Raw genomic sequence first — 26,755 nt, forward strand, 5'->3', positions numbered from 1 at the left:
CACGCCATGGCCTTCGCCGCGCGCCACGCCATCTCCCTCCACCAGCCAGGCTATCTCCTCTTCACCGACGCCGACATCCTCTTCCACCCCCACGCCCTCCGCCTCGCTCTCGCCCACACCGTCGCCACCCAGGCCGACCACTTCGTCATTCTCCCCACCGCCATCGTCAAATCCGCAGGCGAAGGCATGCTCCTCAGCTACCTTCAGGTCATGGGCCTATGGGCAGTCCGTCTCTGGCGCGTTTCGGACCCAAAGGCCCTCCGCGATGCAGTCGGCGTCGGAGCCTTCAACCTTCTCCGCACCCCCGTCTATCAACAACTGGGCGGCTACGAAGCCCTCCGCATGGAGATCGTCGAAGACATCGCCCTCGGCACCCGAATCAAACGCGAAGGCTTCCGTCAGCGCATCGCCAGCGGCCCAGGACTGGTCAGCGTTCACTGGGCCAGCGGCGTCTCCGGCATTCTCAACGGCATGACGAAAAACTTCTTCGCCATCTTCCGCTACAACCCCGCTGTCGTCCTTCTCTCCTGCCTCTGGATCACAGTCTTCTGCATAGCTCCCGTCGTCTTCCTCACCCTCCCAAATACCCGCGCTTCGGCGATCCTTACTCTCGCCTCCGTAGCACTGCTCTACGTCCTATCCAGTCGCAAGAGCAGAGTGTCCCCTGCGTACGCCGTCCTCTTTCCAGTCAGCGCGGCACTCATCGTGTCCTCCATCGTCCGTTCCATGCTCACCACCCTCAAGCAAGGCGGCGTCATCTGGCGCGGCACCTTCTACCCGCTATCCGAGCTCCGCAAGAAACAGCGCCTCACTGACACCGGGAGCTAACGTATGCATGACCCAAACTTCTCACTCCGGCAGGCTGTTGTCCTGAAATACACCATCTACGCTGAGCTGTCATGGAAGATCAGGCAGTCTACCCTCGCCCAAACCAGCGGGCTCCCGGTACGACCTCGCTAAGCGAAAGGCCCTTCTCGACGCAGACGAGCACCCGCTCCTGCGCCAGAAGGAGCCGATTTTATTCCACCGCTTTGATCGTCGCTACAAAGAGGGCCTCGAGCTAAGTCTGCATCGCGAAGTAGCACAAAAATATCAGTAAATTAAGGAATCATTAATCGACGGTTCTCTCTCAAAGTTTTTAGCGACCGAAAAAGCGGTGACGTGCTTTATGGGCTGCCCCTTTTACTTTGTCCAGGCAAGAAGTCCATTTTGAGGGGGTTCCCGCGGCTTGTATCCTAGTTCTCAATTCGTGTCTCAAATCGCCAGAGCCAGACGACGAGCCGTACGCACTTCGTCAAGTGCGTGAGGTCTCCGGCAACATCGTGATGGTATTGATTTTGAGAACATAGCTGCAAGAAACGAGGTTCGAATGGTTCAGTCTTCTGAATCGCCGAAGGCTTTTCGGCTTTGGCCGTTCGTATTCATTGCCGCGGTGGTGGGAATCGCCGCGATTGGTTTCGCATACACGGCTGGATGGCTGTCACCGCACCGGCTGACGCCCGAAAAGTTGGTAGCGGGGTTGGCTCCTCCGGGCGGCCCGGCATTGGGTCATCGCCGCAACCACGCCAAAGGTATCTGCTTCACCGGCACGTTTGAGGCAAACGGCGAAGGCTCGGCACTCTCCAAAGCACCGGTCTTCGTCCGGGGCCAATATCCGGTTGTGGGGCGGTTCAACCTTGGCACTCCGCATCCAGATGCTGCGGACGCAATGGTACGTGTGCGCGGCCTCGGCATCCTCATCACCACGCCGGATGGGCAGCAATGGCGCAGCGCCATGATCAATGCGCCGATCTTTCCCGTTTCGACTCCGCAGGCCTTCTACGATCTCCTGACTGCCTCCGGGAGCAAGGACCCCGATGCAATGAAGAATTTCATCGGCGCAAATCCGGAGTTCACTACGTTTCTGCCCTGGGCAAAGAGTGACCAATGGACCGAGAGCTATGCGGAGGAGCGCTACAACAGTCTCAACTCCTTTCTGTTCGTCGATGGATCCGGCGCGAAGCATCCGATCCGCTGGTCGTTGATCCCAGCAGCACAACCTGTTTCTATTACGCCTGAGGAGTTGGCCAAGCGCGGTCTCGATTTTCTTGAGCAGGAGATCACGCAGCGTGTGGCCGCCGGCGCTCAACACTGGAACCTCATAGTCACCGTTGCCAGCCCGGGCGACCCAACTGCGGACCCCAACAACGCATGGCCTGCTGATCGTCGTACGGTCAATGTTGGAACAATGACGGTACAGCAGATCGAGCCAGAGCCCGACGGCCCGTGCCGCGACATCAACTACGACCCGACAGTACTGCCGGACGGAATCACTACTTCGGATGACCCATTCCCGGCTGCCCGCTCGGCAGCGTATTCCCGGTCGTACAACAGCCGTACCGCCGAAGCTTCGGATTACCCGCGAAACGCGACAGGAGCCAGGCAATGACAACAAGCCGCACACGCTTCACCGCGCCGCAGAGATTACTTCACTGGCTCATGGCAATCTGCATTCTGTCCATGCTGTTTATCGGTGTAGGTATGGTCTCGACCATTACCAGCAAGTACCTGACGTTGGTCCAGATTCATAAGCCGCTCGGTATCGCCATCCTGGTGCTGGCACTTATTCGTCTGACACTGCGCATCATTTACGGTGCGCCCTCACTGCCCGCCGACCTGCCGGAGCCGCTAAAGCTGGCTGCGATCTCCTCGCAGTACATCTTTTACCTGCTGATGATCGGCATGCCGCTGATCGGCTGGGCTATGTTGTCCGCTGCAGCCTATCCTGTCGTACTCTTCGGCGGTGTGCATCTGCCGCCAATCCTGCCGGTCAGTCCCAGCCTGCATACACTACTATGGCGTGCACACCACTACCTGGCCTTTGCCTTTTTCGGGGTCATCCTGGCGCATGTCGCCGGCATACTCTTTCATAAACTGGTCAGAAACGACGGTATCTTCGAAACAATGGCGCCGTTGCTCACACGTGACCAGCATGAGCTAGTCGATCGACTGGAATAGTCAGTGGGCGAGCGGCATCGTAAAAGCAAATCTGTGACCGGAGCATCTGTTCCGACCGGCCATCAATAGCTGTCAAGCCCTCAAACTCCATAAGCCGTGTGAAAACATAGACTTACCCGTAGCACATTAGTTCCGTCCCCAAAGCTATACTGATTAGAAGAAGGATTGCGAAGAGCAAAAGCACATTAGCCCGGGACTATCCGGGGCTAATCTATTGATAATGAGTATTTTAGGCGCAAGCCATTTGTTATGAATATTTTGCAGACACCGCCACCTTGCAAGTTATTCAATACAAATATTTTACGTACAAAATACCCACCCGGGGAGGGGTACCCAGCCCTCGAAGACGCTGAAGTGGTAAGTCGCCGGAAGCAGCTATCGACCAGAAAAGAAGGAGTTTAGACCTCGACCAGAACCCGGCCGTAACGCTTCTCGACGTACTCATCGAGAATCACTTGAAACTCTTCGACGATCTGATCGCCCTTCAACGTGGTGAACAGCTTGCCGTCCACATAAACCGGAGCCTTAGGCTCCTCAAACGTACCCGGCAGTGAGATCCCGATGTTGGCATGCTTCGACTCACCCGGCCCGTTGACGATGCAACCCATCACCGCAAGTTTCAACTCCTCGACGCCCGGGTACTGCTTCTTCCACTCCGGCATCGAGGCCACAAGATAGCCCTGAATCCGTTCCGCAAGCTCTTGGAAGTAGGTCGAAGTAGTTCGGCCGCACCCCGGGCAACTGGTCACCTGTGGCATGAAGCTGCGAATCCCGAGCGACTGCAGAATCTGCTGTCCACAACGAACCTCCTCCGACCGGTCCCCACCTGGAGTCGGAGTTAAACTAACCCGGATCGTATCCCCGATCCCCGAAAGCAGTAAAGGAGCCAGACCCGCAGCCGAAGCCACCACGCCCTTCATCCCCATCCCCGCCTCAGTCAGCCCAAGATGCAGCGCATAGTCGCAACGCTTCGCCAACTCGGTATAAACATCGATCAGATCCCGCACCCCCGACACCTTCGCCGACAAAATAATCTGATCTCGCCGTAACCCGTAGCGCTCCGCGGCCGCCGCGTTATCCAGAGCCGACACCACCATCGCCTCCATCATCACGTCGCGAGCGGGAAGGGGACTGGCACTCTTCGAATTTTCATCCATCATCTTCGTCAGCAGCGCCTGGTCGAGTGAACCCCAATTCACACCGATCCGAACCGGCTTCTGATGCTCGACTGCAACCTCAACCATCGTCCGGAAGTTGTCATCATCCTTCCGCCCGATCGACACATTGCCAGGATTGATCCTGTACTTCGCAAGCGCTTTCGCGGTCTCGGGATACTTCTTCAGCAGCAGGTGACCGTTGTAGTGAAAGTCGCCAATGATCGGAGTCGACCAGCCCTTCTTCGCCAGCTCCCCAACGATCGCAGGCACAGCCTTCGCCGCCTCGTCGTTGTTGACCGTCACACGCACCATCTCCGAGCCGGCACGCGCCAGCGCCGCAATCTGCTGCACCGAACTCTCGACATCGGCCGTATCCGTGTTAGTCATCGACTGCACTACAACCGGAGAATCCGACCCAACCCGAACTCCACCAATGTTCACCGTTACCGCACGTCGACGCTGTATCTCAGGCATAAACTCTCCACCCTCAAGTTTACCACTGCAGCACCAACAACCTACGCGATACACTACCGAAACGTGGCCCGGTAGCTCAGTTGCATAGAGCAGCGCACTCCTAACGCGAAGGTCGGCAGTTGGACTCTGCCCCGGGCCACCAACCCCAAACACAACCCCAACAAAGCGTTGACATCTGTTGCTTTACGCAAATTCATCGCGTTGTCCGGAATATTTATCTGATCTATACTCGAACTGTTTCCGGTGGTTGCTTCAGAGAAGCAAACCAAAAGGGAATCCGGTGAGAACCCGGAGCTGCCCCGCAGCGGTAATCAGGAACGAAAGCTCCAACAAGAGCACTGGTCTGGTAATTGACTGGGAAGCTGGAGCGATTAGGCAGCCTGTAAGTCCGAAGACCTGCCGAAAACAGTGCCCAAGTCGGGCACAATGCACACGCCTCCGAGGGAAGGCCGGGTGGCCACAGCCTATTCGCTACGGCTGTGTTTCCCGACGATCCTTGCGACGGCGAGTCAAGAAAGAAAGTCGCATGATGAGAGTTGGAGAGAGTTTCTGCCCTGGAATTCTTCACGCCGTCCAGGCCAAAGACGGTCTACTTATTCGGATAAGAGTGCCGGGAGGAATGATTACTCCAAGCCAACTTGCCGCTGTCGCAGAACTTTCCGCCTCGTTCGCGGACGGGAACGTCGAAATCACTTCACGATCAAATATTCAACTGCGGGCCATTCAGGCTAAAGATCTCAGATCCTTAGTTGACGGTCTCGAACTCGCCGGCTTTATTCCATCGCCCCTGCATGACCGGGTCCGAAATATAGTGGCAAGCCCCTTCGCCGGATTAGGCTTAGGCGAGATCTTGGATACTCAGCCGTTCGTTCGAGAATTAGACCGTCGTCTCGTCGCAGATCAGGTGATGGCCTGTCTACCTCCCAAGTTCAGTTTTGCCATAGATGGGGGAGGGCGCTGGTTTGGTCGCGACTGCGATGATCTCGCCGTACGAGCGATGAACGTCGACAACACGCCTCTGTTTCATTTCGCTATCGGAGGTACCCTGTCCGGCTTCGGCGTAAGAGTCGACGGGGCCGTGGACTGCATCCTCGAGGCTGCAAAGATGTGCGTCGAGATCGCAAAAGAATTTGAGATGCCTGCAAGGGGAAGGAAAATCGCGTCAGTCCCAAGAGCAGTGAATCGATTGCTCGACGCGTTATCTGATTTTCTCGTGGCATGCCCCCTTCCCCACGGTTTAAGCGACGTTGGCGGAATGCCGGTAGGAGTCTACACATGCGAGCTAGGGAGTTTCGTAAACTTGGTTCCTTCGGTTCCTCTTGGACGACTAACCGCAGAACAGACACAGTCTATGGCCTCAATCGCAAAGAGATGGGATGGAGATATTAGGTTGGCTCCATGGCGAGGTGTCGTTTTTGGATCTATTCCTGAAAGTTCGATCAGTCAGATTACTGCGAAGCTTGCGGCCGTTGGTCTATCGTGTGATGGTAAAGATGGATATCGGGGGGTCGCTGCTTGTGCGGGCAGTACCGGCTGTGATGCTTCTTTGGCTGATGTGAGACGCGATGCATCTTTATTGGCGCGTCGCCTAGCCGGCCGCTGCGCACAACCAGGCTGGACGGTCAACATTTCAGGATGTGAAAAACAATGCGCGATGCGAAATGGTGCGACCGCTGAACTGATAGCGAGTTCCTTGGGCTACAGTTTGCGGATCAACGGGCAATTTATTGCTTCAAACTGTTCGCTTGAGTCTGCCGTCGACAATGTGGCGGCATATCAGGCAGAAATGCCCACTGAGGTTTTTTCGTGAAGATGATTTATAAGAAAGACGCCCAGGATATCTATCGAGAATCCTTTGAGATTATCAGGGCTGAGTCCGATCTATCCGCTTTTACACCAGACCTCGCTCGCGTTGTCGCAAGGATGATTCACGCATGTGGGATGACGGATCTGCCGCAATATGTCTCCGCATCACCGACCGCAACTGAAGTGGGAGTGCGGGCGCTATTAGCTGGAAAGCCCATATTTTGTGACGCAAATATGGTGGCAAATGGAATCACCCGATCAAGACTTCCAAAGGACAATGAAGTGATCTGCATGCTGAGTGATCCGCGTACGGTCGAACTAGCAAGGAAACTCGAGACTACGCGCAGCGCCGCAGCGCTGGAGCTTTGGCGCGACAAACTTGACGGTTCTGTCGTCGTGATCGGAAATGCACCGACGGCTTTGTTCCACCTGCTCGAAATGCTCGAAGCGGGCGCGGCGGCTCCCGCCCTTATCATAGGTGTCCCAGTCGGCTTCGTCGGCGCTGCGGAGTCGAAAATGGCGCTCGAGACTAATCACCTGAATCTCCCTTATTTGACTATTCGAGGACGTCGCGGTGGAAGCGCTATCGCCGCGGCAGCAGTTAACGCTTTGGCAAGTGAGGAAGAATGATCGAGAGCACAATGCCAGGACAACTATTCGGTGTTGGACTCGGACCTGGCGATCCAGAGCTTATTACTCTCAAAGCTCTACGCATCATCAGGCAAGCTCACGTTGTTGCTTATCCGACGGCCAAGCACGGCCAGAGCTACGCGCGTTGTATCGTAAGTTCAGAGTTGACGCTCGAGCAGATTGAGTTGCCGATGATCTACCCGATCACAACGCAGACGACCGACCACCCAGGCGGGTACGAGGCAATCATCGCTCAGTTCTATGACGACATGGCTGAGCAAATCGCCGCTCATCTTCATAATGGTCGAGACGTCGCGGTTCTTTGTGAGGGCGATCCATTTTTCTATGGCTCTTTCATGTATCTTCACGACCGGCTAGCTCACCGTTTCTCTACCGAGGTGATTCCCGGAATCCCGTCCGTGATGGCGGCTGCGGCGAGGCTCTCGACTCCTCTCGTCAGAAGGGATTCAGATCTGACTATACTGCCTGCAACCCTTTCAGAAGATGCGTTGGTCGCCCGGCTAAATCCTTGGAGCGCATTCGCGATAATGAAGTTAGGACGCAACTTCACGAAGGTGAAAAACGCCTTGTCCAGAGCTGGGATCCTAAATAAGGCCCTCTATATTGAACGCGCAACGATGAGGCAGGAACAGATAGTTCAACTCAGTGATGTGGATTCTGCTAATGTTCCTTATTTTTCGCTTATCCTCGTTCCTGATTCGCGACCGGATGAAACCGATAAGGCAGTGGCTGGTCCCGGACAGATAACGGTGGTTGGACTAGGACCTGGTTCAACCGATTGGATTACGCCGGAGGCGCAGCAAGTATTGGCTGAGGCAACCGATCTGGTAGGGTATCAGCGATATCTGGATCGCGTTCCACTTCGATCCGGTCAACGTCGCTTCGGATCTGACAACAAGGTAGAGGCGGAGCGCGCACAGCATGCACTTTCCCTCGCCGAGTCTGGCGGCCGCGTATGCGTAGTTTCGTCTGGCGATCCAGGCATCTTTGCAATGGCCACTGCTGTGTTGGAGTCGGTCGATCAGGGGCCGGAGGCTTGGCGTTCTCTAGACATCCGCATCGTTCCTGGGGTATCGGCTATGCAGGCGGTGGCAGCCAGAGTTGGTGCTCCCCTCGGCCACGACTTTTGCGTTCTTTCGCTGTCGGACCGTTTGAAACCTTGGGAAGTTATTGTGAAGAGGCTGCACGCAGTGGCTTCCGCTGATTTTGCGTTGGCTATCTACAACCCAATCTCTTCTGAGCGAAAGTGGCAGTTGGCAGAAGCACAAGCAATTCTCTCAAAGTACAGATCTCTCGAGACGCCGGTGGTGTTCGCCCACGCTGTCGGCAGGCCTGATGAGAAAATCGTGATTACAGATCTCGCACGATTCGACCCCGACCTGGCTGATATGCAGACGCTCATTCTCGTAGGCTCCTCTACCACTCGCAACCTTGCGTTGTCGGATCATCGGGAGATGATCTACACTCCGCGAACCTATGGAGTTTAGCCAACCATGCTGCTTACTCGACTTGGAACTGCGAGATCAGATGTTAGGGAGCGCTGGTTATCGATCGTCGGGATCGGCGAAGATGGTTGGGGTGGCCTCAGTCCAGCAGCGAAACAAGCTGTAGAGTCTGCAGAGGTCCTTTATGGCGGAGTTCGCCATCTTGCCCATGTTCCGTCGGTGCGTGCAATGCAGGTGGCGTGGCCATCCCCTATGGCCCCGGCGGTGCACGAGATTCTGACACACCATCGAAGGTGGAGTAAAGTAGCGGTTTTAGCCAGTGGCGATCCTATGTTGTTTGGGGTTGGTGTGACGCTCACCCGGGAGTTGGATCCCGCCGAATTTCTCGTTATACCGCACGTCTCCGCGTTTTCCCTTGCCTGTGCCCGTCTCGGCTGGCCAATTTCCGAGACGGTCCTGGTATCACTGGTCAATCGCCCGATCGAGCAAATTTACAGATACCTCCATCCGGGCCAGCGGTTGGTGCTTTTCTCTGAAGATGGCACCACTCCTTCGGCTGTCGCGCAACTTCTAACCGACAGTGGTTATGGATCGAGTAAGTTCACCGTCTTCGAATATCTGGGCGGCTCTGCAGAGAAACGTCGCGACGACCGGGCAGAAGCGTGGTCGGTAGAACAGTGCCATGATTTGAACCTGATTGCGGTCGTCTGTGTCGCGGATCCTGAGACGAGAGCTTTATCGATTGTTCCGGGACTCTCCGACGATTTTTATGTAACAGACGGGCAACTGACAAAGCGTGAAGTTCGTGCCGTTACGCTTGCACATCTCGCCCCGCTACCGGGGCAACAGTTATGGGATGTGGGTGCCGGCACTGGAACGATTGGTATCGAATGGATGCGTTCTCACCCTTCATGCTCGTGCATTTCCTTTGAAGAACGCGAAGATAGGGCCGCTAGAATTTTAACCAATGCCAAGAGGCTTGGTGTGCCGGGCTTAAAGGTAATCCAGGGAAGTGCGCCCGAAACTTTCGGAGACTTGCAATCACCAGACGCGATCTTTATCGGAGGCGGCATCAGTGGGGACGGCTTGTTCCAAGCTTGCTGGGACAAACTCTCCAAAGGCGGCCGAATCGTTGCGAACGCGGTAACTATCGAAAGTGAGACGGCAGTAGCGGCCCAGCAAAGACTGTACGGCGGCGAACTTGTGCGAATCCTCGTAGCTCGAGCAGAGCCCGTCGGCGGCGTGCTTGGATGGCGACATATGATGCCTATTACCCAATGGTCGGTGGTGAAATGATGAATTTGTGTTGTTCGATCGGGATTGGCTGCTCCTCTCGTGCGACAGCCTCGGATGTGATTCAGCTCATCCAACGGTGTGTGGGTGAAATCGCTCCCTGCAGCATCCTAGCAACGTTGGATCGTTGCTCAAGTATCGGGGAGGATGTCGCCGCCGCTCTGAAACTGCGGCTTATGCTGTTTCCAGCGACCGTTCTTGCGCAGGTTCGCGGAATAAAAAGCCGGTCGCCCTTGGCTGCATCAAAAGTTGGGACCGCCAGTGTTGCGGAGGCCTCTGCGTTGGCTTCTCTGGGACCCATGGCTCGTCTTATTTTGCCCCGCCAAACGGGACGTTTTTGCACGTGTGCGGTGGCGGTTCTGCCATGACAGTTCATTTTATTGGAGCAGGTCCGGGCGCGCCCGACTTACTGACGCTGCGGGGAAGGGATCTAATTCGTCGTTCCCCGGTATGCCTATATGCAGGCTCTCTAGTGCCGAAAGAGATACTGGCACATGCACCACCTGACGCTCTTATCGTTGACTCGGCAGAGATGAACCTAGATGAGATAATCGCGGAGATATCCTCAGCTCATGAGAAGGGACTCGACGTCGCTCGAATCCACTCAGGCGATCTTTCGATCTGGAGCACGATGGCGGAACAGATCCGTCGTCTCACTGCCCTTGGAATTCCTTACGACGTCACCCCCGGCGTTCCGTCATTCGCCGCCGCCGCCGCTGCGCTCAACCAAGAACTGACGCTTCCTGAGGTAGCCCAAACCTTAATTCTGACAAGGACCTCGACTCGGTCTACTGCAATGCCCCATGGCGAAGATCTCGTAACTCTTGGTCGATCAGGCGCAACAATGGCGATTCACCTCTCCATCATGAACCTTGATATAGTAACGTCTCAGCTATCACCGCTCTACGGTGCAGACTGCCCAGTAGTTGTCGTGTTCCGTGCCAGCTGGCCGGACGAAATGATATTGCGAGGGACGCTATGCACTATCCAAAAAATTGTTGCCAAATCAGGGGTAGATAAAAACGCTCTGATCTTGGTTGGGCGATCTCTTAGCCGCCCTGATTTTGGGGAGAGTTATCTCTATTCTTTCTCCAGGGAGCGCAATTCGGAGACAGACCGGGGCGCGAGTCAAGTGTCCTCGGACATGGATTGATCAATCGCGGCTCGAAAGATGGGATGCGGAACTTGACTGGAGTTAATCCAACATCGGATGGAATAGAGAGCGCGCTCGGTCGATCTCAAAATCCCGTACTGCGTGTCCTGATTCTTGGAGGAACCGGAGAGGGAAATGAGCTTGCTTCGCGTCTCGCACAGAGAATGGACCTATTGGCGATCTATTCACTGGCCGGACGTGTGAGCGCGCCTAAGCGTCCTGAAGGCATTGTCAGAGTTGGAGGATTTGGCGGTGTTGATGGTCTCGGCGCTTACCTGGTGAAAGAGGACATCAGGATGGTAGTTGATTCGACCCATCCTTTTGCCACCCGGATCAGCCGTAACGCTGAGCTTGCGTGTGCCAGCTTAGGCGTACCGTTGGTTGCTTTCACCCGTCCGCCTTGGGTGCAAACCAAGAAAGATATTTGGCATGAAGTCGTAGATTTTGAGGAAGCGGCTAGAGTTGTTGATTCTAAGAAGGGACGCGTATTCCTGTCGATTGGACGGCAAGAGGTAGATCGGTTTGCTGCATGTCACAACGCTTGGTTTTTGATTCGCGCCATCGAGGAGCCGACAGGGCCGCTGCCCGACCTTCATGAGATTCTCCTGCGACGCGGACCATACAGTCTTGACGAAGAGCTGCAGTTATTGCGGGACTATTCGATCAACTACATAATTTCCAAAAATAGTGGTGGGGCCGCAACATATAGCAAAATTCAAGCCGCACAATTGCTTAAAATCCCGGTGATCATGGTGAAGCACCCCGTCAAACACCTCGTTCGAACCGTCGAGACGGTTGAAGATGTGATTGTGGAAATTGATCGTTTGGTTCATCGCAATCGAACAACGCGATAACACGTTCTGAGCTTGGGCGCCCATTATCGATGGGTGGAGCGCGTTGTTCGTCGATCGCACTTTATCAATTAGTAAAGGAATGTCAATATGCGAAAGCTATACATCATTGGAATCGGCGCAGGCAACCCAGAACACGTTACAGTCCAGGCGATCAAGGCTATGAACCAGGTTGACGTGTTCTTTGTTACCAGCAAGGGGAAGCGAAGAACGATCTTATGCAGCTTCGAAAAGATATATGCGACCGATATATCGACGAGCCATCGTATAGAACCATCGAAATCGTGGACTCGGAACGCGATCCGTCCATCGCTTCTTACACCTCGCGAGTCGAAGCGTGGCACAAGCAGCGGGCGCTAACATATGAAGCGCTGATCAAAAATGAGTTGCAAGAGGATGAGTGTGGCGCTTTTCTCATCTGGGGAGATCCGTCACTTTACGACAGCACACTTCGGGTAGTTGATCAGATTATTAGTCGAGGGCGAGTTCATTTCGATTACGAAGTTATCCCTGGGATTACCAGCATTCAAGCTTTGGCAGCACGCCACAAGATCAGTCTGAATGGTATAGGGGAGTCAATTTGTATTACGACGGGGCGTCAGCTATCGGCTGGTTTATTCTCCGACACTGAGAACGTTGTTGTGATGCTGGACGGAAAGTGCTCGTTCAAGGACGTGCCAAACGAGGAGGTGGAGATCTACTGGGGGCATACGTCGGTAGCGATAAAGAGATCCTTTTATCTGGAAGACTCACCGAAAAGGTGGAGAGCATCGAGATGGCTCGAAGCGCGGCACGGGAGAAAAATGGGTGGGTGATGGACACCTATCTACTTCGTAATCCTTCGGCACGACGACCTTGAGTGCTCAGTTTTTATGATGGACCATTGGATTCCAAATTGCGAACTTCAATAGGGTAATTTTAAGAGCGAGACCTGCTAATCGCATCTCTTCACGCATTACGGTACGAAGGTCGGTTCCTTCTATGAGGAGGTCCGTATCTGATTGTCTACTCAACCGCTGATTTTCTTCCCCAGTTGAAGCGTCTTCCGAGGATTCCTTTTACGATTAGATGGTCGGTTCCGGCGGTAGAACCTACGCCGATGCCAAAGTTGACCTCCCACTTTGGAGAGATGTTTAGGTCGGTCACTGCAAAGATCTGCTGCTGTTGGTAGTGCAGAGCATCGAAGGCTCCAATGCGGCCGTAATCGGCGTAGTATTCGAGACCGCCACTGATCTGACGAGTTAAGTCGTAACCAACTTTGACGGCGGGCGAGAAGGCGAGTCCCTGTTTTATGTCAGGACCGTGCCATGTACGCTCAAGCGCCGGGTTGAAGGCAAGATACCAGCGCCCTAAGGTTTTATCGATGATAGGGCGGATCTCCCAGGTCCAGGTGTCCGGCGAATAGACCGCTCTCTGATAGCCAACCTCGGTCGAAAGACTGAGGCCTACAGGGAGATGCCAGCTATCGGGCGCCCTCACTCGCGGTCGGATATGGTCTCCTACCCATTGGACTCCGCGTCCATCCTGCTCGCTGGTGAAGACGTAGAAACCGATCTCCGACCAGTCGGTGATCCCTTCTGTCAACTCAAGCGTCTCGTGTTCCTGGTGGTTGGTTGGGTACACCCCGTCGATCGTCTTGGTTTGGCCGGACACGGTATAGTTCGAGTGCAACTCCACCATCAGGTTCTTTGCAGGGACCGTGTCCGCACCGTACACTTGAATCTCGTAGTTCCCCTGAGCGTGTGCAACCCTTTCACTTGAAAACAAGCAAACAGCCAGGATTAGTAGAAGGCTACACCAGTAAGAAGTTCTCTGAACGACTTGCAAAGAGCTACGCATATCGAAATACCATCATGAAACCTCGATCCATGTGATCCTGTTGATGACAGTGGAAAAGTGTCCTTCCCGGATTGTCCGCGACAAACTCGACCTCAGCTGTGCTCTTCGCCGGGACAAGCAAAACATCCTTCCTCAAGCCGTGCATCTCGGAGGTTCCACCGACCTTACGCACCTCAAAGGTGTGGCGGTGCAGATGCATCGGATGATCGTCTGCACTCAAATTCTTCAGTTGGAGTCGATAGCGTTGCCCCGTTTTGAGGATTGGTTCGTCGGTATTCGGGTATGACTTCCCATTGATCCTCCAAAGTTCCTCGTTGCCGTGCCCCTGGAACTTTGAGTCAAAATCGAGAGCGATGGGAACGACCTCGTCTCCGCTCTGGTTGGCCCCGCCCAAAGCTGAGAACTGGTGATAGTCCCAGATGAGGTCGTTGGGCTGTGTCCAGACTGGCTCACCAGCGGCGCTAGCGTACTCGATCACAATTCCCATGCCGGCTTCCTGAACATGTTTTCGCACTTCTCCAAGCACCCAAACGCCTGGCGCATTCATCTCGACAACAGCGCTTACCCTTTCAGCGGGCGCGAGACGCAGCATTGAGACGGTGTGCGGCTGAGGTACCGAATTGCCATCGAGCGAAATCACATGGAAGCTATGACTCGGAAGCGCAATCCAATGGACCTCCGTTGGGCTCGAGTTGAGAACGTGTATCAGAACACGTTCGCCCTGCTTTACGCGCACCGGATCGCCGGCTCCCAGCATCTTCCCATTGATGGTCGACACATCGTAGACGGGATTCATGTAGCCGTCGTCGCCTCCGGCAAAATGCCCCCCCAATCATGGAGTCCGATAAAGACCTCGCGGTCGTAGTTTCCCGCATTCTCGCGCGACTCGATCATGAGAAAGCCGTGCTGACCTCCATACTGCGCTTTGCTAAGGTTCTTGCCGGCGAAGGTATGGGTATGGAACCAACGAAATCCGGGCGGATCGGGCTTGAAGGTGTATCGGACCGTGTCTCCTGGAGCGATCATTGGGGTACCTTCTTCCATGGCTCCGTCAATCTGAGAAGGAAGAAACAGACCGTGCCAGTGGAGCACTTCGGGATCGGCAGTGAGGTTGCGCACCTCGACTGTCTGTTCCTGCCCTTGGCGCATGCGAAGAAGCGGGCCGGGAATCTGACTGTTGTACGCGATGGTGCGGAAGTGGTGTTTAGGCGAGGCCTCGAGCGTGTACGGAGCGATCTCAATCGTTACGTCCGGGGCCGTCGCTCCGGACCTCGCGTCCAGAAGGACGGACCCCGCGGCCAAGCCTGTAAGCTGTGTGAAGCGTCTTCGAGTCATCATTGTCGAATATCCTTGCTTGGTAATAACGTCGATATTTGCGAGGTGAGCGGCGCAAGTACACACGGTTCTGATAGCGAGGCGAGCCCGCCTAGTCGTTAGGTGGGATGTTCTCTCCAAGAGTTCGTATTCTTAGCGTAGCGGTTCAGTTTGAAAGTTGTCCGACAAGCGTCAGATTGACGTCAACTTCTTTCGCAACCTTGAGGATGAAGACGCTCGGGTCCTTCAATCCCCATTTGACATAAGGGACGATGAAGTGAGTTTTGGCGGTGCAGTTTGCTCCATCGATGTGGATCTGTATTGGAACCGTTAATTGGTGGGCTGTGCCGTGCAGAATAAAGGTGCCGGTGACCTGTATCGTCGAATCGCCAGCAGGAGCGATCGTGCCCTGGTAGCTCTGGGGAGTAAAGGAGACATCGGCGAAGTGAGGCGCATCAAGCACGGTGTCCGTCATTTTTTTGTCACGTGAATCGTTTCCGGTTCTTCCGCTTCCAGCCGCTACGATTACAGAACCTGATAACTTCGGATTGGTGCGGTCGAAGTCGATCGATCCGTTCTGCACGCGGAACGTGCCATGTGTTTCGTGCTCAGAGCCACCGAGCGTGAAGCTCACGTCACTCGTTTTGGGGCTAGCGGTGAAGGTTTGGTGCTGGGCGAAAGTGGATGACGCGAAGAACAGTGAAAGTGCAACAACGAGCGGACGGATAAGGGCGTTCATCGATTTTCTCCAGAGATGGCTTGATCATTTGTTTATGAACTCGGCGGCGCGGCGCCCCTGACTGCCGCGTTCGATGTGGAGAGTGCGGACCTAACGAGCACCCGGCCACAGGAGCAGACAGGCGACGGCGAATACAAGAACGGAAAGGCCGAGCACAAAGGACAGGCCTCGTCGACGAACCAGCCATACACTGCCGAGCGCAGCAACCCTCTCTCAAGTAAGCCTCCAGATTCCACAGACAGCAGTAGATAAGCTGTTCAATTGTCTTCTGTCCTGCTTGGTCATAAATTTCAGCGGTAATATACAGTTGGACATTATGCTACCTCTTCGTCGGGACGACTAAGGGCTGCGGTTTACTGACGAGTTAGTTGTCTCTACTCCTTTAAGACGACTACCTATGTCTTTTGATAGCACTGTGAAGGCGTAGCCAAAGATGACTATTCATTAATGGACTTTGGCGCTTGATTTGGCCGAGGTCCACTGTCCAGAGCAGAATCCTGCTTTTAGGAACTCGAGATCCAGGCCTTCCTCAAACAATCTCTTACCTGCAGGGCACGAGGTCAACGTTCCTGCCGCGCATACGGACACTGACATGTACATTCATTTTGAAAGGGCCAACGTGGTTCAGATGGGTGACCTGTTTTCAACTGGATAAATCCCTATCTCGACGACCCCAGTACGGTCCGGCAAAATCGGCGGCAAGATTGCCGCCGACAAAATCCTATTGCTGGCCGGCAATGACACCAAGATTGTTGGGGGCACGGCCCGCCCGGCAACAAAGCGGACCTCACGAAAATTTCGGGACATGCTGGTCACTTCGCGCGATCGCGTTGAGAATTGAAGTCCGCGGGAAAATCCGCCCAAGAGGCCGTCGCGGAGAGCCGTTTGCCGATCTCGGCGCCGTATGGGGCAATGGCATCATCAACAGCGAAGCGGTGGGTCCAAATCATGTATCTGACGCTCTGATATCTCCACGAACGATCCCGAACGACCAGACCAGAGCGTTGCAAAAGAAAGAGGAGCAACAGATGAGTGATTCGATGAAGCCTATGCGAGCAGTACGCGGAATCTCTCAGTCCCCCTGCATCGTTTTCTTGATGAGCAAACGCTATTGGACCTCTTCGAACAGTTCCTCGGGTATGGCTCACTCGAGTCTCCTTTATGGCTTATCGGACCAGAAGCCGGGGTGGAAGACAGCAGCAGAGTTGCATAACAGGCCTTTATGACGACACTATTGAACTATGAGCGTGACAGTGGCCGTGTGTTGCAAGGTTGTGTTGGGGGTGCCGGCCGCAGATGCCGTCACAGTGATTATGTAAGTCGAGTCCGGATCGTGGTTGCCACTGCCGCAGCCAGTCAGGCCCAGGGCAGCTGCACCTGCAATCAGGAGAATCAGCACGCTAAGCAGTGTACGTGGCATCGGCCCAAATCTCGCTCGGACACGCTTATTTCGCAGGAATGGCAGCAAAAATAACGCGGCGCTGATTGGGAGTAATTGCTCTCGTGCAGGCGGAGACGTTGCTGTGCTTGTGGAATTGAGCGTAGCGGTTTGAATCGTCAAGCTGGCGGTGGCCGAACTGCCTCCAGGAGCGATCGTGGCAGGTGTGAAGACAGCCGTCGCACCGGCCGGCAAACCCGAAGCCGTCAGCGTGATTGGGGAGGTAAAGGTTCCACCTTGTGATTGCAGCGCAAAGGTATAGGTTGCAGACTTCCCAGAGGTGACGGATTGTGCCAATGCTCCGGTCGGCGTCAGAGTGAAGTCCGGCGAGGAGGCGATGGTCTCGACTACTGCTGTGGAGGTGCTGGTTGTGAAGTTGGTATCTCCACTGTAGACGGCGGTGATGCTATGAGCACCTGCTGCCAAGCCAGAGGATGTATAGGGGCCGAACCGTTGGCGATCGGAGTCGTGTTCAGCAGAGCGGTGCCATCGTAGAAGCTAATGGTTCCGCTAGGCGTGCCCGTGGTGGACGAAGCCGCCAGCGCTGTAAATGTGACGGGTGTCCCGAGGAATGGCGTGAGGCTGGATGAGGTAAGCGTGACGGTGCTGGCGGCTTTTCCAATTGTGATGCTGCCCGGACCGGCGGCAAGCGTAACAGTGTAGTCGGCTGCCGCCGACCCTATAAGGGTTACCGAAATTGGATATTGGCTTACTGGAGAGGCTGCGGTCGCGGTTGTCGTGAAGACAGCCGTTACGTTGTTTGCGTCCTGAGGGAGGACGCCACTCAGTGTTCCAGTAATGGTCGGTATGGTTTGCCCATACTGCAACGACAGGCCGATGACGCTTGCCGTGACCGGTAATGGAGTGACAGTTAGCGCAAAGGGGTACTTGTGACTGCCGCATTCTGGCTGTCTCCGCCAAAGGTCACCACAAGATTGTGAGTCCCGGCCGAGAGCGTTGATACGCTGATCGTAGCAACGTTATTGGACAGAGGTGCAGATGCAACTGGCGTAGAACTGGCGGCAGTATCGACCAAACTGACTTGGCCGGCCGCGATTATCATGGATGTCCGAAAAGTTGCCTTTTCGTTCACTTGAAACACATATAGTCGCACCCGCAGAATGGCTGACAACAGTGGAAAACGAGCTTCACCGATTCACATTCACGAATCGCGGCGGTCAGGTCACCAGTCGAATTCTCAAAATTCAAGGACAGGGATGGTGAGCCGTTCCGCCTAGTCCATACGCGGGCGGCGCAACACTTCGGCTCCCGCTCCCGCTCTCGCACTACACTATGGCACTGCTCTTACCGAGCCCCTCAGTAGAGCACTCTATGTCCCCTACGTCGCCAGCAGCATCTGGCCAGCCTATGTTCCTACTCCAATCGAGAGCTAATAGGCGCAGAGGCGATGGTGAATATCTACTTTGGCCTTTGTGCGGGCGGATTTTCGCTGGTCGGCGGCACAATTCCTTTGAGCCGCAAATAGGTCACCATGTTCCCATAGTGCTCATCCGTGTGCGCCGTATTTAGCGAGAACAAAGTGAGCTTCGCTATGTCTAAGTTGAACAGTTTCACCATCTGGCTGCCCTTGACATCGGTCATGCTGTCAAACGCCTTGTTGCAGTACGCAACCGCGTCCTTTACTGCTGCCACGAGATCGGCCTTTGATGTCTTCGTTTTTTCGATGTCCTTCATGGGGTTCGGTTTACCTAAGGCTTGCGAGCAGAACATGTAAGAAGCGTCGGCCACATGACCAACCAGTTGGCCAAAATTGCGCACGTCCGGTGTTGGTTTAAAGGAGTAATTTTCTTCCGGCATTTTCTGAGCCGCACCGATTACCGCGTTGCTCACAAACGAATAGAGACCTTTTTCGCTTGCGGTAATCGGATTCACTGGTGGAGCGGCCGGAGCTTGCGATTTCTCCTGTCCGAGTAGAGCAACGGGAACAGCCGTCACTACAGTAAACAAGAAACAAAGCTTTTTGTTCACAAGACACCTCCGGTGAAATCATGCCACATCTCGAACGAGTGAAGTATCGGAAAAGTGCGGCTTCGAAATTTACAAAGTAAGTATCCTCCGGCAGAGCCGGAGGCTTTACGATTGCTGGCCCCTCCAAAGGTGCCTAATCGCAATCGTGGAAAGACAGAATCACGCCTATCTAATATTTCTGCGGGACTTCACGGTCCAAGCGACGCGCTTCCTTGCCATTCGGCGGCAGCGGATTTGTCTGGTAAGTTCCGTGTTGCCCGTCATCCGGGAGAAGGATTGAGGCAGGCCCTACAGTGAACAAAACGGTAGATCGAGTGAATTCGCAGATCAGCTTTATTGTGCTGAGGGGTCGCACTATGATGACGATAAAAACTCTGTTTGTGCTCCGTTTGGTCTCTGCCGTTTTTATCGCCGCGGGGCAGAGCGACACCGGAGATGCAAGGATCGGTGGCCACGTCTACAGTCCAGATGGCCAGCCTCTTCCATGGGTCATTGTCACGATAGGTTCGGCCCAAGGCAATCTAAATGATCAACACGAGCTCACCTCGCAAGACGGCCGTGACGCCTTTGCCCGTTTGGAGCCGGGCGGATACACGATCACAGCCTTTCTCTGATGAGATCGCTTTCGGCCTGCGCACGTCGCCGCCTGTTGGGGAGATGTCAAATGAGGCAATAGCCACTACCTATCCGCAAAACCTTGTCGATCTCGGCGCGCACTATGGCCGCTTTTCTGCGGATGGAACCCTTGCGATTGTGACCAACGGCATTGCCACCGGCGATCCTGAGCAGGTCTGGCTTTATAACCTGCAGACAAAAAGCTCTTTGCTGCTACAGAGACACCTGTCCCAAAGATGTCGCCTATGATTCGCGATCGCTTGGGTGGGAAACACTTTGTACATAGACCGCGATCGCGCCCAATTCACGCGACACTTCTTGGTGGAGGCAACGGCAGAGGGAGCTAAGGAAATCTCGGTGCCCCCGGCTGCACAGAGCGCGCTAGCGAGCGCCAGTCTAGGGATTGACGATGAAGATGGTGCGATCGCAGGGACGTATCGAGTTCGCCTCGAAAGACGTCCGAAGTGCCGGCAACGGCCTCAACACAAGAATGCACAATACACGTATTGCCCTTGCACACGAACTCAGTATCCGAGGGGCAGATCCGCAGCCGGACAGCGCGGAGCGTCGCCTGCAGCAACTTGGGATTGCGCTCCTAGTGTTCCCCACCCGCTTGGTGCATACGTCGAGGCGGTCCAGTCAGGCAGCCTGCTTTTTTAGTGGAATGCTGCCGATCAAGGATGGCAAGCCTCCATACGTCGGGCGCCTGGGCAAGGAGCTCGATGCAGATGCTGGCCGTGATGCTCTGCGAACCGCGACCCTGAATGCTCTATCCGCTGCGAAAGAGCATCTGGGATCTCTGGATCGCGTGACGCTGGGCATTGTCGTAAGAGTCTACCTGGCTGCATCCGCACACACTGATGTTAACCAGCCCATCGTCGCGGATGCAGCATCGGCGCTTCTTCGAGATGTGTTTGGAGAGAACAAGATTTCCGTGCGGTCCGTCATAGGAGTAATAAGTTTGCCTCTGGGCCTGCCGGTCACGCTCGAGCTGACATTCGAAGTCAACAACTGGGATCAGGACCTGATACCCGAAAAAGAAGTAAATGATAACCATCGATATTCGAATAAAGTGATAATCGAAGTCCCCATGGAAGATATGCAGTTTTGCCAAGCGATTGATCAGCCATAGGACTGGAAGCGTATGAGACCGAGCGGTCGCATGTTTTTAAGTTCGTCCTCATTTTCCCTGGTAGACCGGCTTTCGGGCCTTCCGGCCTTCTAGAAAGTCCTGCGTGTGGGAAAAGGTGCGCATCGAGTTTTGACAAAACCTCTTCCTCAGTCTGATCAATCGCCAGGTGAGCAGACGCCAACGAGGTCTTGATGCCAAGCGGCCCGCATCGGCAATATTGTTCGCGATTCGAATGTCAGCCTCGAGCGCTTCCGTTGCATTCGGACCTGCCCTCTGCACTTCTCCGATACGGTATGCTTCTTCGGCGCTCCAATGATCTCCGGTCAGGATGTAGCGCATGGCATTCCCCAGCCTACCCTCCTCCGGGAAGGCGTCCACGTGTATTCTCATCGTAAAACGAAGCGAGTGTCGGCTGAAGCAATCCGAATATCTGCAAAGAGAAAAAGCTCATGGGCCATATTCCGTATCGCCGTGCGTAACGACGATCAGAGGCTTGGTGAGTGTGGACCACGCTTTGCAAGAGGGTCAATAGTCCCAGTCCTCGCGATCCACGGCTTGCCCGTCCCTGCGAGCGGCTTAAATCCTTCAACGTCGATCCCTCTTGAAAAGTTCTCACGTGGCCAAATAGAATCGCGCCACGCAGCGGGGGGATCGTGGTCATATTTGTAATATCCTTCGGCCAGTTTTTCAAAAGTCTCAGGGTCGATGCGGTTCTGGATGCAAGGAAGATTGATGCCAAAAAGGGCGATCTGCCCGAGGCGCTCGATCGTGAGCTTGGTATTTGGACCGGCTGGAATATCCTCAAGTCTTAGATCCGGCGATGCGACAGCCCGAATCTCACTCTCTTGAACTGCTTCTGAAACAGCGGGTGCGATCACAGCCAATGTTTATAGTCCGCCGAAGGCTGCAGCCGCCTTCAATATGTACGTCTTCCAAGCATTCCTGGATTACCCATATTGTGTGTCCTCCTCTTGTCGTTCTTCCGCTGAACGAAAAGTTCTCATTGCGCGAGATCTCTGTAGCCGCCCGTCATTCATCCCATTGCCGCGCTGGCATAACCAGGTATAGCTCCGTGTGATGAGGCAAATGCGCTACGTAGGGCATTCCGTTCGATGGACGAGTCACTCATCGAGGCGGGTTGAGGGGTTCATGGGATTTCCGAGGATCGTGCGAGTTGCAGAAAACTTTCGCTCCTGCCCGATCAAACGAATGCAGACCGCTGAGTTCGCGAGGCAACCTAGCTTACGCTTTATCGTAAAGCCACGAGCCAAGCGACGCTGCCAGATTCACCTCAACAAAGCCTAAGGCGATGACAAAGACCAGCTACCTGTTGGGAAAAGATTCATTGGGATAATCGACATCATAGGAATGAACCAGAAGACTGCCCACATTGCTGACCCCGACTTCAAGGCGCACCTTGGTACTTCGTCGTAACGCAATCGGAGTCGCGCGAAAAACCATACCATCAGGAGTCCAGGAAGAAATTCGCAGGGATGAACGCTCTCCAGCCCGTGTGAACTTTTCCCAATGCGCCAAATGCCGCCATCCAGGCGTCATTCAACAGCACACGGTGACGACATACACAAAGATGTTGATGAAGAGGCCTGCCGCCAGGCCTGCCCCTATGACACGCGGCCAATTGACGCGACGAACGAACGGATCGGCTTGTGGCGTCATGGATCTAACCTAGGGAACCTCTGCGTAGGCGTCTGACTTTCTGGGGTCAGGGAGTGGGCATGGAAGATGCGCGGGTTTTGGTTGGTTTGATGCTGTTGGAGGGCTAATTGGAACGCGCATCCGCCCGTTTTCCGGGGCTTCCAGGCGCACTACTGCCCAAGGACTGCCAGACGTTTGCGGTGCAGGTACAGGTTCACCAGCGCGAAGTTCGCGCACAGGCGGTGATGGTTCTTCGCGATGCCTCTGTATCTCACTTTGTCGAAGCCGAAGATGCGCTTCAGGATCCGGAACGGATGTTCTACCTTGGCCCGCACCCTCGACTTACTCCGGTTCTTCTTTTTCTGTAACTCGTCGACATAGTTTTTGAACTTCGTCCGCTTGCAGGTCATGTCCTGTGCCTTCGGAGCGGCCTCTTGGATGGCGTCGGTCTGGCCCTGATAGCCGCCGTCGCCCCACACCTTACGCTCTTGGCCGTGCAGCAGTTCCGGTAACATGTGGCAGTCCGCCACGCTGGCTGCGCTCGTCGCCACAGAGTGGACGATGCCCTCCCTCGCGTCCACGCCGATATGCGCCTTCAGGCCGAAGTACCACTGGTTGCCCTTCCTGGTCTGGTGCATCGCCGGGTCGCGCTCGCCACTCGCGTTCTGGGTCGACGAAGGCGCATGCAGGATGGTCGCATCGACAATCGTGCCCGTCGCGATCCGGATGCCCCTGGCATCCAGATGCACGTTCACCGCATCCAGCATCAACCCGCCCAGCTCGTGCCTCTCCAGCAGATGACGGAACCGCAGGATGGTCGTCTCATCCGGCGCAGGCGCAATCCCAAGGTCCACGCCAACGAACCGCCGCAGCGCCGCAGACTCGTACAACGCCTCTTCCACCCCAGGGTCCGACAGATTGAACCACTGCTGCACAAAGTAAGTCCGCAGCATGATCGCCAACCCTACCGGCTGCCGTCCCTTGCCCGCCTTCGCATAGTGCGGTCGTACCAGGGCTTCCAGCGCAGACCATGGAACCACCTGCTCCATCTCGTCCAGAAACAACTCCCGCCGACTCTTCCGCCCGTACTTCTCAAACACACCCTGACTCGACAGACTCTGCTGCTTCATCGCAATCTCCTCGCAGCTATCAGATTAATCAATCAGGCAAGCGATGCAGAACTTGTGCAGACTCTCCCTAGGCCATGCCTTGACGAGTGACAAGGCGATTTGGAGGCAATTGATGAGCAACAGAGTGGACTGTACCTGTAGTTTCCGGAAACCCCGTTTCCAGGGCACTTCACCTGAGGCAGTGACCTTCCCTAGTCAACGCTTCCGAGCACTTTTGTCCGAATCCTCGAACTCCCGTCTTGTCTCACGAGAACTCTGCCAAGAAGCCCACACCGAGCCAGCTTTGAGTACGAACCAAAGGAAAAGAGCCATCGCTGTGAAGAGTAGATATCGGGCGAAGTTCCAGTGATTGTGAAGCCGATGACCAGCAAGGAACGGAATGATGATCAAGATGTTGATCCAGAGGGCCGCCGCTGCTCTAGGGCTGACGAGATGTAGGCTCGCAACCGAGCAGATGCATGCTCCTCGAACTCCTTCTTCTCTCCTAGTGTCCATGTAACCTGTGGTTCGGCGCCAAACACTACTTTTTCTCCCAGCGACGTCAAAGCTTCAGCTGTCAAGCTACACCAATGCTCTACGAGGCGGAAGCTAGGCTAATGGCGACTTGAACGAAGCTCCGGCAAAGTCAGCCTCTCGGCAAGTCCGGTGTCCGGTTTGGTAGAGATTGCTCAAAACTCCATTGGGGGGACGTATGATCTCAATCGATGCAACTCAATTATGATCTTTTGCTCATTCTAGGGGTTCCCCCTTTCCTCCATTGTTGGATTTTGCTGTGCTAGTTCATGCGGGATTCGACATGTGCTCCCGCATTGAAAAGTGCAGGTTCCTTTGAAGAATGATGAAGCTATTGTGGCCCTGCGGACGTATACTTTCGGGCATCTGGTGTTGCAAATGGTGTGGGTTTGGAGGCGGTTTATGAAGATCCGATCCGGATGCCGGTTACTCCTCGCAATGGGCTCTTCAATGGCAGTCTGCGTTGCGGCAGGAGCGCAAAGTGGAGTGGTTGGGACACAGGCTAGTGAAACTGCAGTTTCGAGTTCCGTGCCGGGGGCGAAAATAGTGGGGGACAGCAACGGGGCGCTTCCTGGTGATTCGCATGTGAGGATCGTCCGACTGAGCGATGTGAAAGGCACGCTGCAACTGGATCGCAAGACGGGCAATGGCTTTGAGGCGACGATGCCAAATATGCCTATTGTCGAAGGCGAGAAACTGCGGACGGGCGAGGGTTACGCGGAGGTGGAGTTCGAAGACAACAGCACTTTGCACGTAACCCCAAATTCGCTGGTCGAGTTCCCGCTGCTGGCGCTGCGCAGTTCTGGAGCGAAAGCCTCAAAGGTTAACGTGGCAAGGGGGACAGTCTATGTGAATCTCGAAAGTACCAAGGGCAATGAGTTTCTGCTCTGGGCTTGCGACATGAAGATGACGGTTGCGCCGGCGACACATCTGCGGATGACTGTCGAGGGGAGAAAACGGTATTGTCCGTCTTCAATGGGAGCGTCGAGGTGGAGCGCGGTTCAGAGACAACTTTGATCACCAAAAAACAATCGCTGACGCTAAGCGCCGATCAGGTCACTGTCGCGAAGAAGATCGATCAAGATCTCTATGACGCTTGGGATAAGGAGTCGAACGACTACCACTCGCGATATTCGCGAGCCAATACATTCGCCGGTTCAGGATCCTCTTATGGTCTGAGCGACCTCAACTACTATGGGAGCTTTATCAACGGCGGGGGTATGGTAGTTTCTGGCAGCCTTATCTTGTTAGCGCAGGCTGGAATCCCTATCAAAACGGGGTGTGGGCGCTATATCCTGGGGCGGGTTACTCCTGGGTCTCGCCCTATCCATGGGGATGGTTGCCATATCATTCGGGCACGTGGTCCTTCTACCCGGGGTACGGTTGGGGCTGGCAGCCGGGCGGCGTTTGGAACGGGTTGAACAACATAGTGGTCACTAGTGGGCAGACGGCTGGTACACTCGCTCAAAATCCTGGGCGCTCGCCGCTGCGGCCTGCTCCTCCGCAGAAGCCTGGAGACGGCGCAGCTCCATCTTCGCTGGTGCTCGCCGGTGACAAGCCGATAGTTTTTTCCAAAGAAGACAAGCCAGGAAACTTTGTGTTTCAAAAGAACTCAGCAGGGTTGGGGGTTCCGAGGGGATCGCTTGGGAACCTGAACAAGATTTCGAATCATGTGGATCAGCATGGATCCGCAAGCATGCCAGTGTATGCTTCTTCGCCTTCTCTATCGCCGGGCGCGTCCGCCCATGGTGCGAACGTTGGGCCGGTAACTCTGAAGGCCGGATCGCCTGTCCTGAGCGGCAGTTCGTCTTTCTCTTCCGCGTCGCGATCGGGGCCTTACACAGGGTCTTCGTCGCAGGAAGGGGCGCATTCGCACAGCGGAGCCGCTTCAGCATCGGGAGGTTCGAGCGGTGGCGGCAGCCATGCCGGCTCGAACCCAAAGTAAAGTGCTGAGAAGAATAGCGATATTACACCTGTGGAGCTGATGGATTTGTGCTTGCGTATATCCTTCGAGAGATTGGCCTTTTACACGGCCCGGTGTTCAGAAGAACGGCGACTGAGGAAATCCGGTCCTTCGCTGTAAGAACTGATGGATCCCTTCAGTCTTGAGGCTCACAAGCGACTGAAACCCTCCTCGTATGCCTACCCGTCCCGGGACCGCTGCCCTCATCCTCTTCCATGGGGCTGGCGGCAGCGTCGACCATTGCTCCAATATCTGGCCCCCGCCAGCAGTTTGGGACAGAAGAGGATGGGATAGCATTCCGGGGTAGACTCTTTGAAAAACAGGTTTCGGCAAATTTGATTCAGTTGCTCAAATGTATGGTCCGCCGTCTGACTTCAAGGGAAAAGTTGGTGGATGAAGAAGTCTGCGTCATTGTATCCGGCCTGTAGTGTGGAAGGGTGTCTCCTGGCCATGATGAGATACGCGCGTACCCATCTCAGTAACCCCGTTTTCCGCCAATTTCGGAACTGGCGGAGCTAAGGTCACTCACCACTATGAAGCGGGACTAGAAGAAGAGTTGTGATGAGCCACTGCACCACCGCTCCCGACGGATCAACCCAG

General features: G+C 55.0%; 27 protein-coding genes, 1 tRNA gene, 2 pseudogenes and 1 riboswitch. Of the genes and pseudogenes, 19 read left to right on the forward strand and 11 right to left on the reverse strand.

Features of this window, described 5'->3' with window-relative positions; translation table 11 throughout:
- Positions 1-6: 6 nt before the first annotated feature.
- From RBB80_RS19485 to RBB80_RS19495, 3 genes are all read left to right on the forward strand, one after another.
- The gene (locus RBB80_RS19485) at positions 7-828 is read left to right on the forward strand and encodes a glycosyltransferase (RefSeq protein WP_433964107.1); all 822 of its coding nucleotides are present in this window, start codon (positions 7-9) and stop codon (positions 826-828) included.
- A gap of 541 nt (positions 829-1,369) precedes the next feature.
- A complete protein-coding gene (locus RBB80_RS19490) occupies positions 1,370-2,428 on the forward strand; it encodes a catalase family peroxidase (protein WP_433964108.1) in 1,059 nt (352 codons plus the stop codon).
- Entirely contained in the window at positions 2,425-2,997 is a 573-nt protein-coding gene (locus RBB80_RS19495; RefSeq protein WP_433964109.1) for a cytochrome b, read from the forward strand. The genes RBB80_RS19490 and RBB80_RS19495 overlap by 4 nt, the downstream gene beginning before the upstream one ends.
- A gap of 398 nt (positions 2,998-3,395) precedes the next feature.
- Here RBB80_RS19495 and ispG read toward each other — a convergent pair whose 3' ends face one another.
- On the reverse strand, positions 3,396-4,628 hold the full coding sequence (ispG, locus tag RBB80_RS19500; protein WP_433964110.1) for a flavodoxin-dependent (E)-4-hydroxy-3-methylbut-2-enyl-diphosphate synthase: 1,233 nt from the start codon (positions 4,626-4,628) through the stop codon (positions 3,396-3,398).
- Positions 4,629-4,693: 65 nt separating this feature from the next.
- Between ispG and RBB80_RS19505 the strand changes: the two genes are divergently transcribed.
- The 10 genes and pseudogenes from RBB80_RS19505 to cobF all read left to right on the forward strand — a co-directional run bounded on the left by RBB80_RS19505 (position 4,694) and on the right by cobF (position 12,642).
- Positions 4,694-4,770, forward strand: a tRNA-Arg gene (locus tag RBB80_RS19505).
- Positions 4,771-4,852: 82 nt separating this feature from the next.
- A riboswitch (cobalamin riboswitch) is annotated at positions 4,853-5,046 on the forward strand.
- A gap of 111 nt (positions 5,047-5,157) precedes the next feature.
- Positions 5,158-6,438: a precorrin-3B synthase gene (cobG, locus tag RBB80_RS19510; RefSeq protein ID WP_433969763.1), complete on the forward strand. Its 1,281-nt coding sequence runs from the start codon at positions 5,158-5,160 to the stop codon at positions 6,436-6,438.
- 2 nt (positions 6,439-6,440) lie between these two features.
- On the forward strand, positions 6,441-7,064 hold the full coding sequence (locus RBB80_RS19515) for a precorrin-8X methylmutase (RefSeq protein ID WP_433969764.1): 624 nt from the start codon (positions 6,441-6,443) through the stop codon (positions 7,062-7,064).
- Positions 7,061-8,572 (forward strand): precorrin-2 C(20)-methyltransferase, encoded by a 1,512-nt coding sequence (locus RBB80_RS19520; RefSeq protein ID WP_433964111.1) that lies wholly within the window; start codon positions 7,061-7,063, stop codon positions 8,570-8,572. Before RBB80_RS19515 ends, RBB80_RS19520 begins: the two co-directional genes overlap by 4 nt.
- 6 nt (positions 8,573-8,578) lie before the next feature.
- Positions 8,579-9,826 carry a precorrin-6y C5,15-methyltransferase (decarboxylating) subunit CbiE gene (gene cbiE, locus RBB80_RS19525; protein ID WP_433964112.1) on the forward strand — a complete coding sequence of 416 codons (1,248 nt, stop codon included), beginning with the start codon at positions 8,579-8,581 and terminating at the stop codon, positions 9,824-9,826.
- A complete protein-coding gene (locus tag RBB80_RS19530; RefSeq protein WP_433969766.1) occupies positions 9,826-10,191 on the forward strand; it encodes a cobalamin biosynthesis protein in 366 nt (121 codons plus the stop codon). Before cbiE ends, RBB80_RS19530 begins: the two co-directional genes overlap by 1 nt.
- Positions 10,188-10,976 (forward strand): precorrin-4 C(11)-methyltransferase, encoded by a 789-nt coding sequence (gene cobM, locus RBB80_RS19535; protein ID WP_433964113.1) that lies wholly within the window; start codon positions 10,188-10,190, stop codon positions 10,974-10,976. Before RBB80_RS19530 ends, cobM begins: the two co-directional genes overlap by 4 nt.
- On the forward strand, positions 10,973-11,830 hold the full coding sequence (locus RBB80_RS19540; protein WP_433964114.1) for a cobalt-precorrin-6A reductase: 858 nt from the start codon (positions 10,973-10,975) through the stop codon (positions 11,828-11,830). Before cobM ends, RBB80_RS19540 begins: the two co-directional genes overlap by 4 nt.
- 87 nt (positions 11,831-11,917) lie before the next feature.
- Positions 11,918-11,989: pseudogene (locus RBB80_RS19545) on the forward strand (hypothetical protein); the annotation flags it as partial.
- 56 nt (positions 11,990-12,045) lie between these two features.
- Entirely contained in the window at positions 12,046-12,642 is a 597-nt protein-coding gene (cobF, locus tag RBB80_RS19550) for a precorrin-6A synthase (deacetylating) (RefSeq protein WP_433964115.1), read from the forward strand.
- 190 nt (positions 12,643-12,832) lie between these two features.
- Here cobF and RBB80_RS19555 read toward each other — a convergent pair whose 3' ends face one another.
- The 8 genes from RBB80_RS19555 to RBB80_RS19590 form a co-directional block, all read right to left on the reverse strand.
- Positions 12,833-13,543 (reverse strand): hypothetical protein, encoded by a 711-nt coding sequence (locus RBB80_RS19555; protein ID WP_433964116.1) that lies wholly within the window; start codon positions 13,541-13,543, stop codon positions 12,833-12,835.
- Positions 13,544-13,658: 115 nt separating this feature from the next.
- Entirely contained in the window at positions 13,659-14,462 is an 804-nt protein-coding gene (locus RBB80_RS19560; RefSeq protein ID WP_433964117.1) for a multicopper oxidase domain-containing protein, read from the reverse strand.
- The gene (locus tag RBB80_RS19565) at positions 14,459-15,004 is read right to left on the reverse strand and encodes a multicopper oxidase domain-containing protein (RefSeq protein WP_433964118.1); all 546 of its coding nucleotides are present in this window, start codon (positions 15,002-15,004) and stop codon (positions 14,459-14,461) included. Before RBB80_RS19565 ends, RBB80_RS19560 begins: the two co-directional genes overlap by 4 nt.
- Positions 15,005-15,146: 142 nt before the next feature.
- On the reverse strand, positions 15,147-15,719 hold the full coding sequence (locus RBB80_RS19570; RefSeq protein WP_433964119.1) for a YceI family protein: 573 nt from the start codon (positions 15,717-15,719) through the stop codon (positions 15,147-15,149).
- 1,231 nt (positions 15,720-16,950) lie between these two features.
- Complete coding sequence (locus RBB80_RS19575) at positions 16,951-17,583, reverse strand: hypothetical protein (protein WP_433964120.1); 633 nt, start codon at positions 17,581-17,583, stop codon at positions 16,951-16,953.
- Positions 17,505-17,984 (reverse strand): MBG domain-containing protein, encoded by a 480-nt coding sequence (locus RBB80_RS19580; RefSeq protein WP_433964121.1) that lies wholly within the window; start codon positions 17,982-17,984, stop codon positions 17,505-17,507. The genes RBB80_RS19575 and RBB80_RS19580 overlap by 79 nt, the downstream gene beginning before the upstream one ends.
- Before the next feature lie 44 nt (positions 17,985-18,028).
- Positions 18,029-18,271, reverse strand: coding sequence for an Ig-like domain-containing protein (locus tag RBB80_RS19585; RefSeq protein ID WP_433969768.1), 243 nt, complete (start codon positions 18,269-18,271; stop codon positions 18,029-18,031).
- 305 nt (positions 18,272-18,576) lie between these two features.
- Complete coding sequence (locus RBB80_RS19590; RefSeq protein ID WP_433964122.1) at positions 18,577-19,146, reverse strand: DinB family protein; 570 nt, start codon at positions 19,144-19,146, stop codon at positions 18,577-18,579.
- A gap of 356 nt (positions 19,147-19,502) precedes the next feature.
- On the opposite strand from RBB80_RS19590, the gene RBB80_RS19595 reads away from it, so the two are divergent.
- The 3 genes from RBB80_RS19595 (at position 19,503) to RBB80_RS19605 (ending at position 20,893) form a co-directional block, all read left to right on the forward strand.
- Positions 19,503-19,760, forward strand: coding sequence for a carboxypeptidase-like regulatory domain-containing protein (locus tag RBB80_RS19595; RefSeq protein WP_433964123.1), 258 nt, complete (start codon positions 19,503-19,505; stop codon positions 19,758-19,760).
- Between the two features lie 43 nt (positions 19,761-19,803).
- Positions 19,804-20,010: a hypothetical protein gene (locus tag RBB80_RS19600; protein ID WP_433964124.1), complete on the forward strand. Its 207-nt coding sequence runs from the start codon at positions 19,804-19,806 to the stop codon at positions 20,008-20,010.
- 160 nt (positions 20,011-20,170) lie between these two features.
- Positions 20,171-20,893 (forward strand): RidA family protein, encoded by a 723-nt coding sequence (locus tag RBB80_RS19605; protein WP_433964125.1) that lies wholly within the window; start codon positions 20,171-20,173, stop codon positions 20,891-20,893.
- Positions 20,894-21,378: 485 nt separating this feature from the next.
- On the opposite strand, the gene RBB80_RS19610 is transcribed toward RBB80_RS19605, so the two are convergent.
- Positions 21,379-21,771, reverse strand: coding sequence for a hypothetical protein (locus tag RBB80_RS19610; protein WP_433964126.1), 393 nt, complete (start codon positions 21,769-21,771; stop codon positions 21,379-21,381).
- A gap of 948 nt (positions 21,772-22,719) precedes the next feature.
- Positions 22,720-23,679 carry an IS5 family transposase gene (locus RBB80_RS19615; RefSeq protein WP_433964127.1) on the reverse strand — a complete coding sequence of 320 codons (960 nt, stop codon included), beginning with the start codon at positions 23,677-23,679 and terminating at the stop codon, positions 22,720-22,722.
- Positions 23,680-24,594: 915 nt separating this feature from the next.
- Between RBB80_RS19615 and RBB80_RS19620 the strand changes: the two genes are divergently transcribed.
- The 3 genes and pseudogenes from RBB80_RS19620 to RBB80_RS19630 all read left to right on the forward strand — a co-directional run bounded on the left by RBB80_RS19620 (position 24,595) and on the right by RBB80_RS19630 (position 26,137).
- Positions 24,595-25,209 carry a FecR domain-containing protein gene (locus RBB80_RS19620; RefSeq protein ID WP_433964128.1) on the forward strand — a complete coding sequence of 205 codons (615 nt, stop codon included), beginning with the start codon at positions 24,595-24,597 and terminating at the stop codon, positions 25,207-25,209.
- A 145-nt stretch (positions 25,210-25,354) separates the two neighbouring features.
- Positions 25,355-25,549 (forward strand): annotated as a pseudogene (locus RBB80_RS19625) (DUF6600 domain-containing protein); the annotation flags it as partial.
- A 60-nt stretch (positions 25,550-25,609) separates the two neighbouring features.
- Entirely contained in the window at positions 25,610-26,137 is a 528-nt protein-coding gene (locus RBB80_RS19630) for a hypothetical protein (protein WP_433964129.1), read from the forward strand.
- Positions 26,138-26,755 lie beyond the last annotated feature (618 nt).

This window comes from Tunturiibacter gelidiferens (assembly GCF_051013345.1).
In the GTDB taxonomy this organism is placed as follows: domain Bacteria; phylum Acidobacteriota; class Terriglobia; order Terriglobales; family Acidobacteriaceae; genus Edaphobacter; species Edaphobacter gelidiferens_A.

Coding starts and splice junctions, on each gene's coding strand:
- ispG (WP_433964110.1), bottom strand. CDS start 4,628: ATGCCTGAGATACAGCGTCGACGTGCGGTAACGGTGAACATTGGTGGA.
- RBB80_RS19570 (WP_433964119.1), bottom strand. CDS start 15,719: ATGAACGCCCTTATCCGTCCGCTCGTTGTTGCACTTTCACTGTTCTTC.
- RBB80_RS19490 (WP_433964108.1), top strand. CDS start 1,370: ATGGTTCAGTCTTCTGAATCGCCGAAGGCTTTTCGGCTTTGGCCGTTC.
- cbiE (WP_433964112.1), top strand. CDS start 8,579: ATGCTGCTTACTCGACTTGGAACTGCGAGATCAGATGTTAGGGAGCGC.
- RBB80_RS19615 (WP_433964127.1), bottom strand. CDS start 23,679: ATGAAGCAGCAGAGTCTGTCGAGTCAGGGTGTGTTTGAGAAGTACGGG.
- RBB80_RS19620 (WP_433964128.1), top strand. CDS start 24,595: ATGAAGATCCGATCCGGATGCCGGTTACTCCTCGCAATGGGCTCTTCA.
- RBB80_RS19560 (WP_433964117.1), bottom strand. CDS start 14,462: ATGAATCCCGTCTACGATGTGTCGACCATCAATGGGAAGATGCTGGGA.
- RBB80_RS19595 (WP_433964123.1), top strand. CDS start 19,503: ATGATGACGATAAAAACTCTGTTTGTGCTCCGTTTGGTCTCTGCCGTT.
- RBB80_RS19485 (WP_433964107.1), top strand. CDS start 7: ATGGCCTTCGCCGCGCGCCACGCCATCTCCCTCCACCAGCCAGGCTAT.
- RBB80_RS19495 (WP_433964109.1), top strand. CDS start 2,425: ATGACAACAAGCCGCACACGCTTCACCGCGCCGCAGAGATTACTTCAC.
- RBB80_RS19565 (WP_433964118.1), bottom strand. CDS start 15,004: ATGATGACTCGAAGACGCTTCACACAGCTTACAGGCTTGGCCGCGGGG.
- RBB80_RS19600 (WP_433964124.1), top strand. CDS start 19,804: ATGTCAAATGAGGCAATAGCCACTACCTATCCGCAAAACCTTGTCGAT.
- RBB80_RS19605 (WP_433964125.1), top strand. CDS start 20,171: ATGAAGATGGTGCGATCGCAGGGACGTATCGAGTTCGCCTCGAAAGAC.
- cobM (WP_433964113.1), top strand. CDS start 10,188: ATGACAGTTCATTTTATTGGAGCAGGTCCGGGCGCGCCCGACTTACTG.
- cobG (WP_433969763.1), top strand. CDS start 5,158: ATGAGAGTTGGAGAGAGTTTCTGCCCTGGAATTCTTCACGCCGTCCAG.
- RBB80_RS19515 (WP_433969764.1), top strand. CDS start 6,441: ATGATTTATAAGAAAGACGCCCAGGATATCTATCGAGAATCCTTTGAG.
- RBB80_RS19530 (WP_433969766.1), top strand. CDS start 9,826: ATGAATTTGTGTTGTTCGATCGGGATTGGCTGCTCCTCTCGTGCGACA.
- RBB80_RS19520 (WP_433964111.1), top strand. CDS start 7,061: ATGATCGAGAGCACAATGCCAGGACAACTATTCGGTGTTGGACTCGGA.
- cobF (WP_433964115.1), top strand. CDS start 12,046: ATGCAGCTTCGAAAAGATATATGCGACCGATATATCGACGAGCCATCG.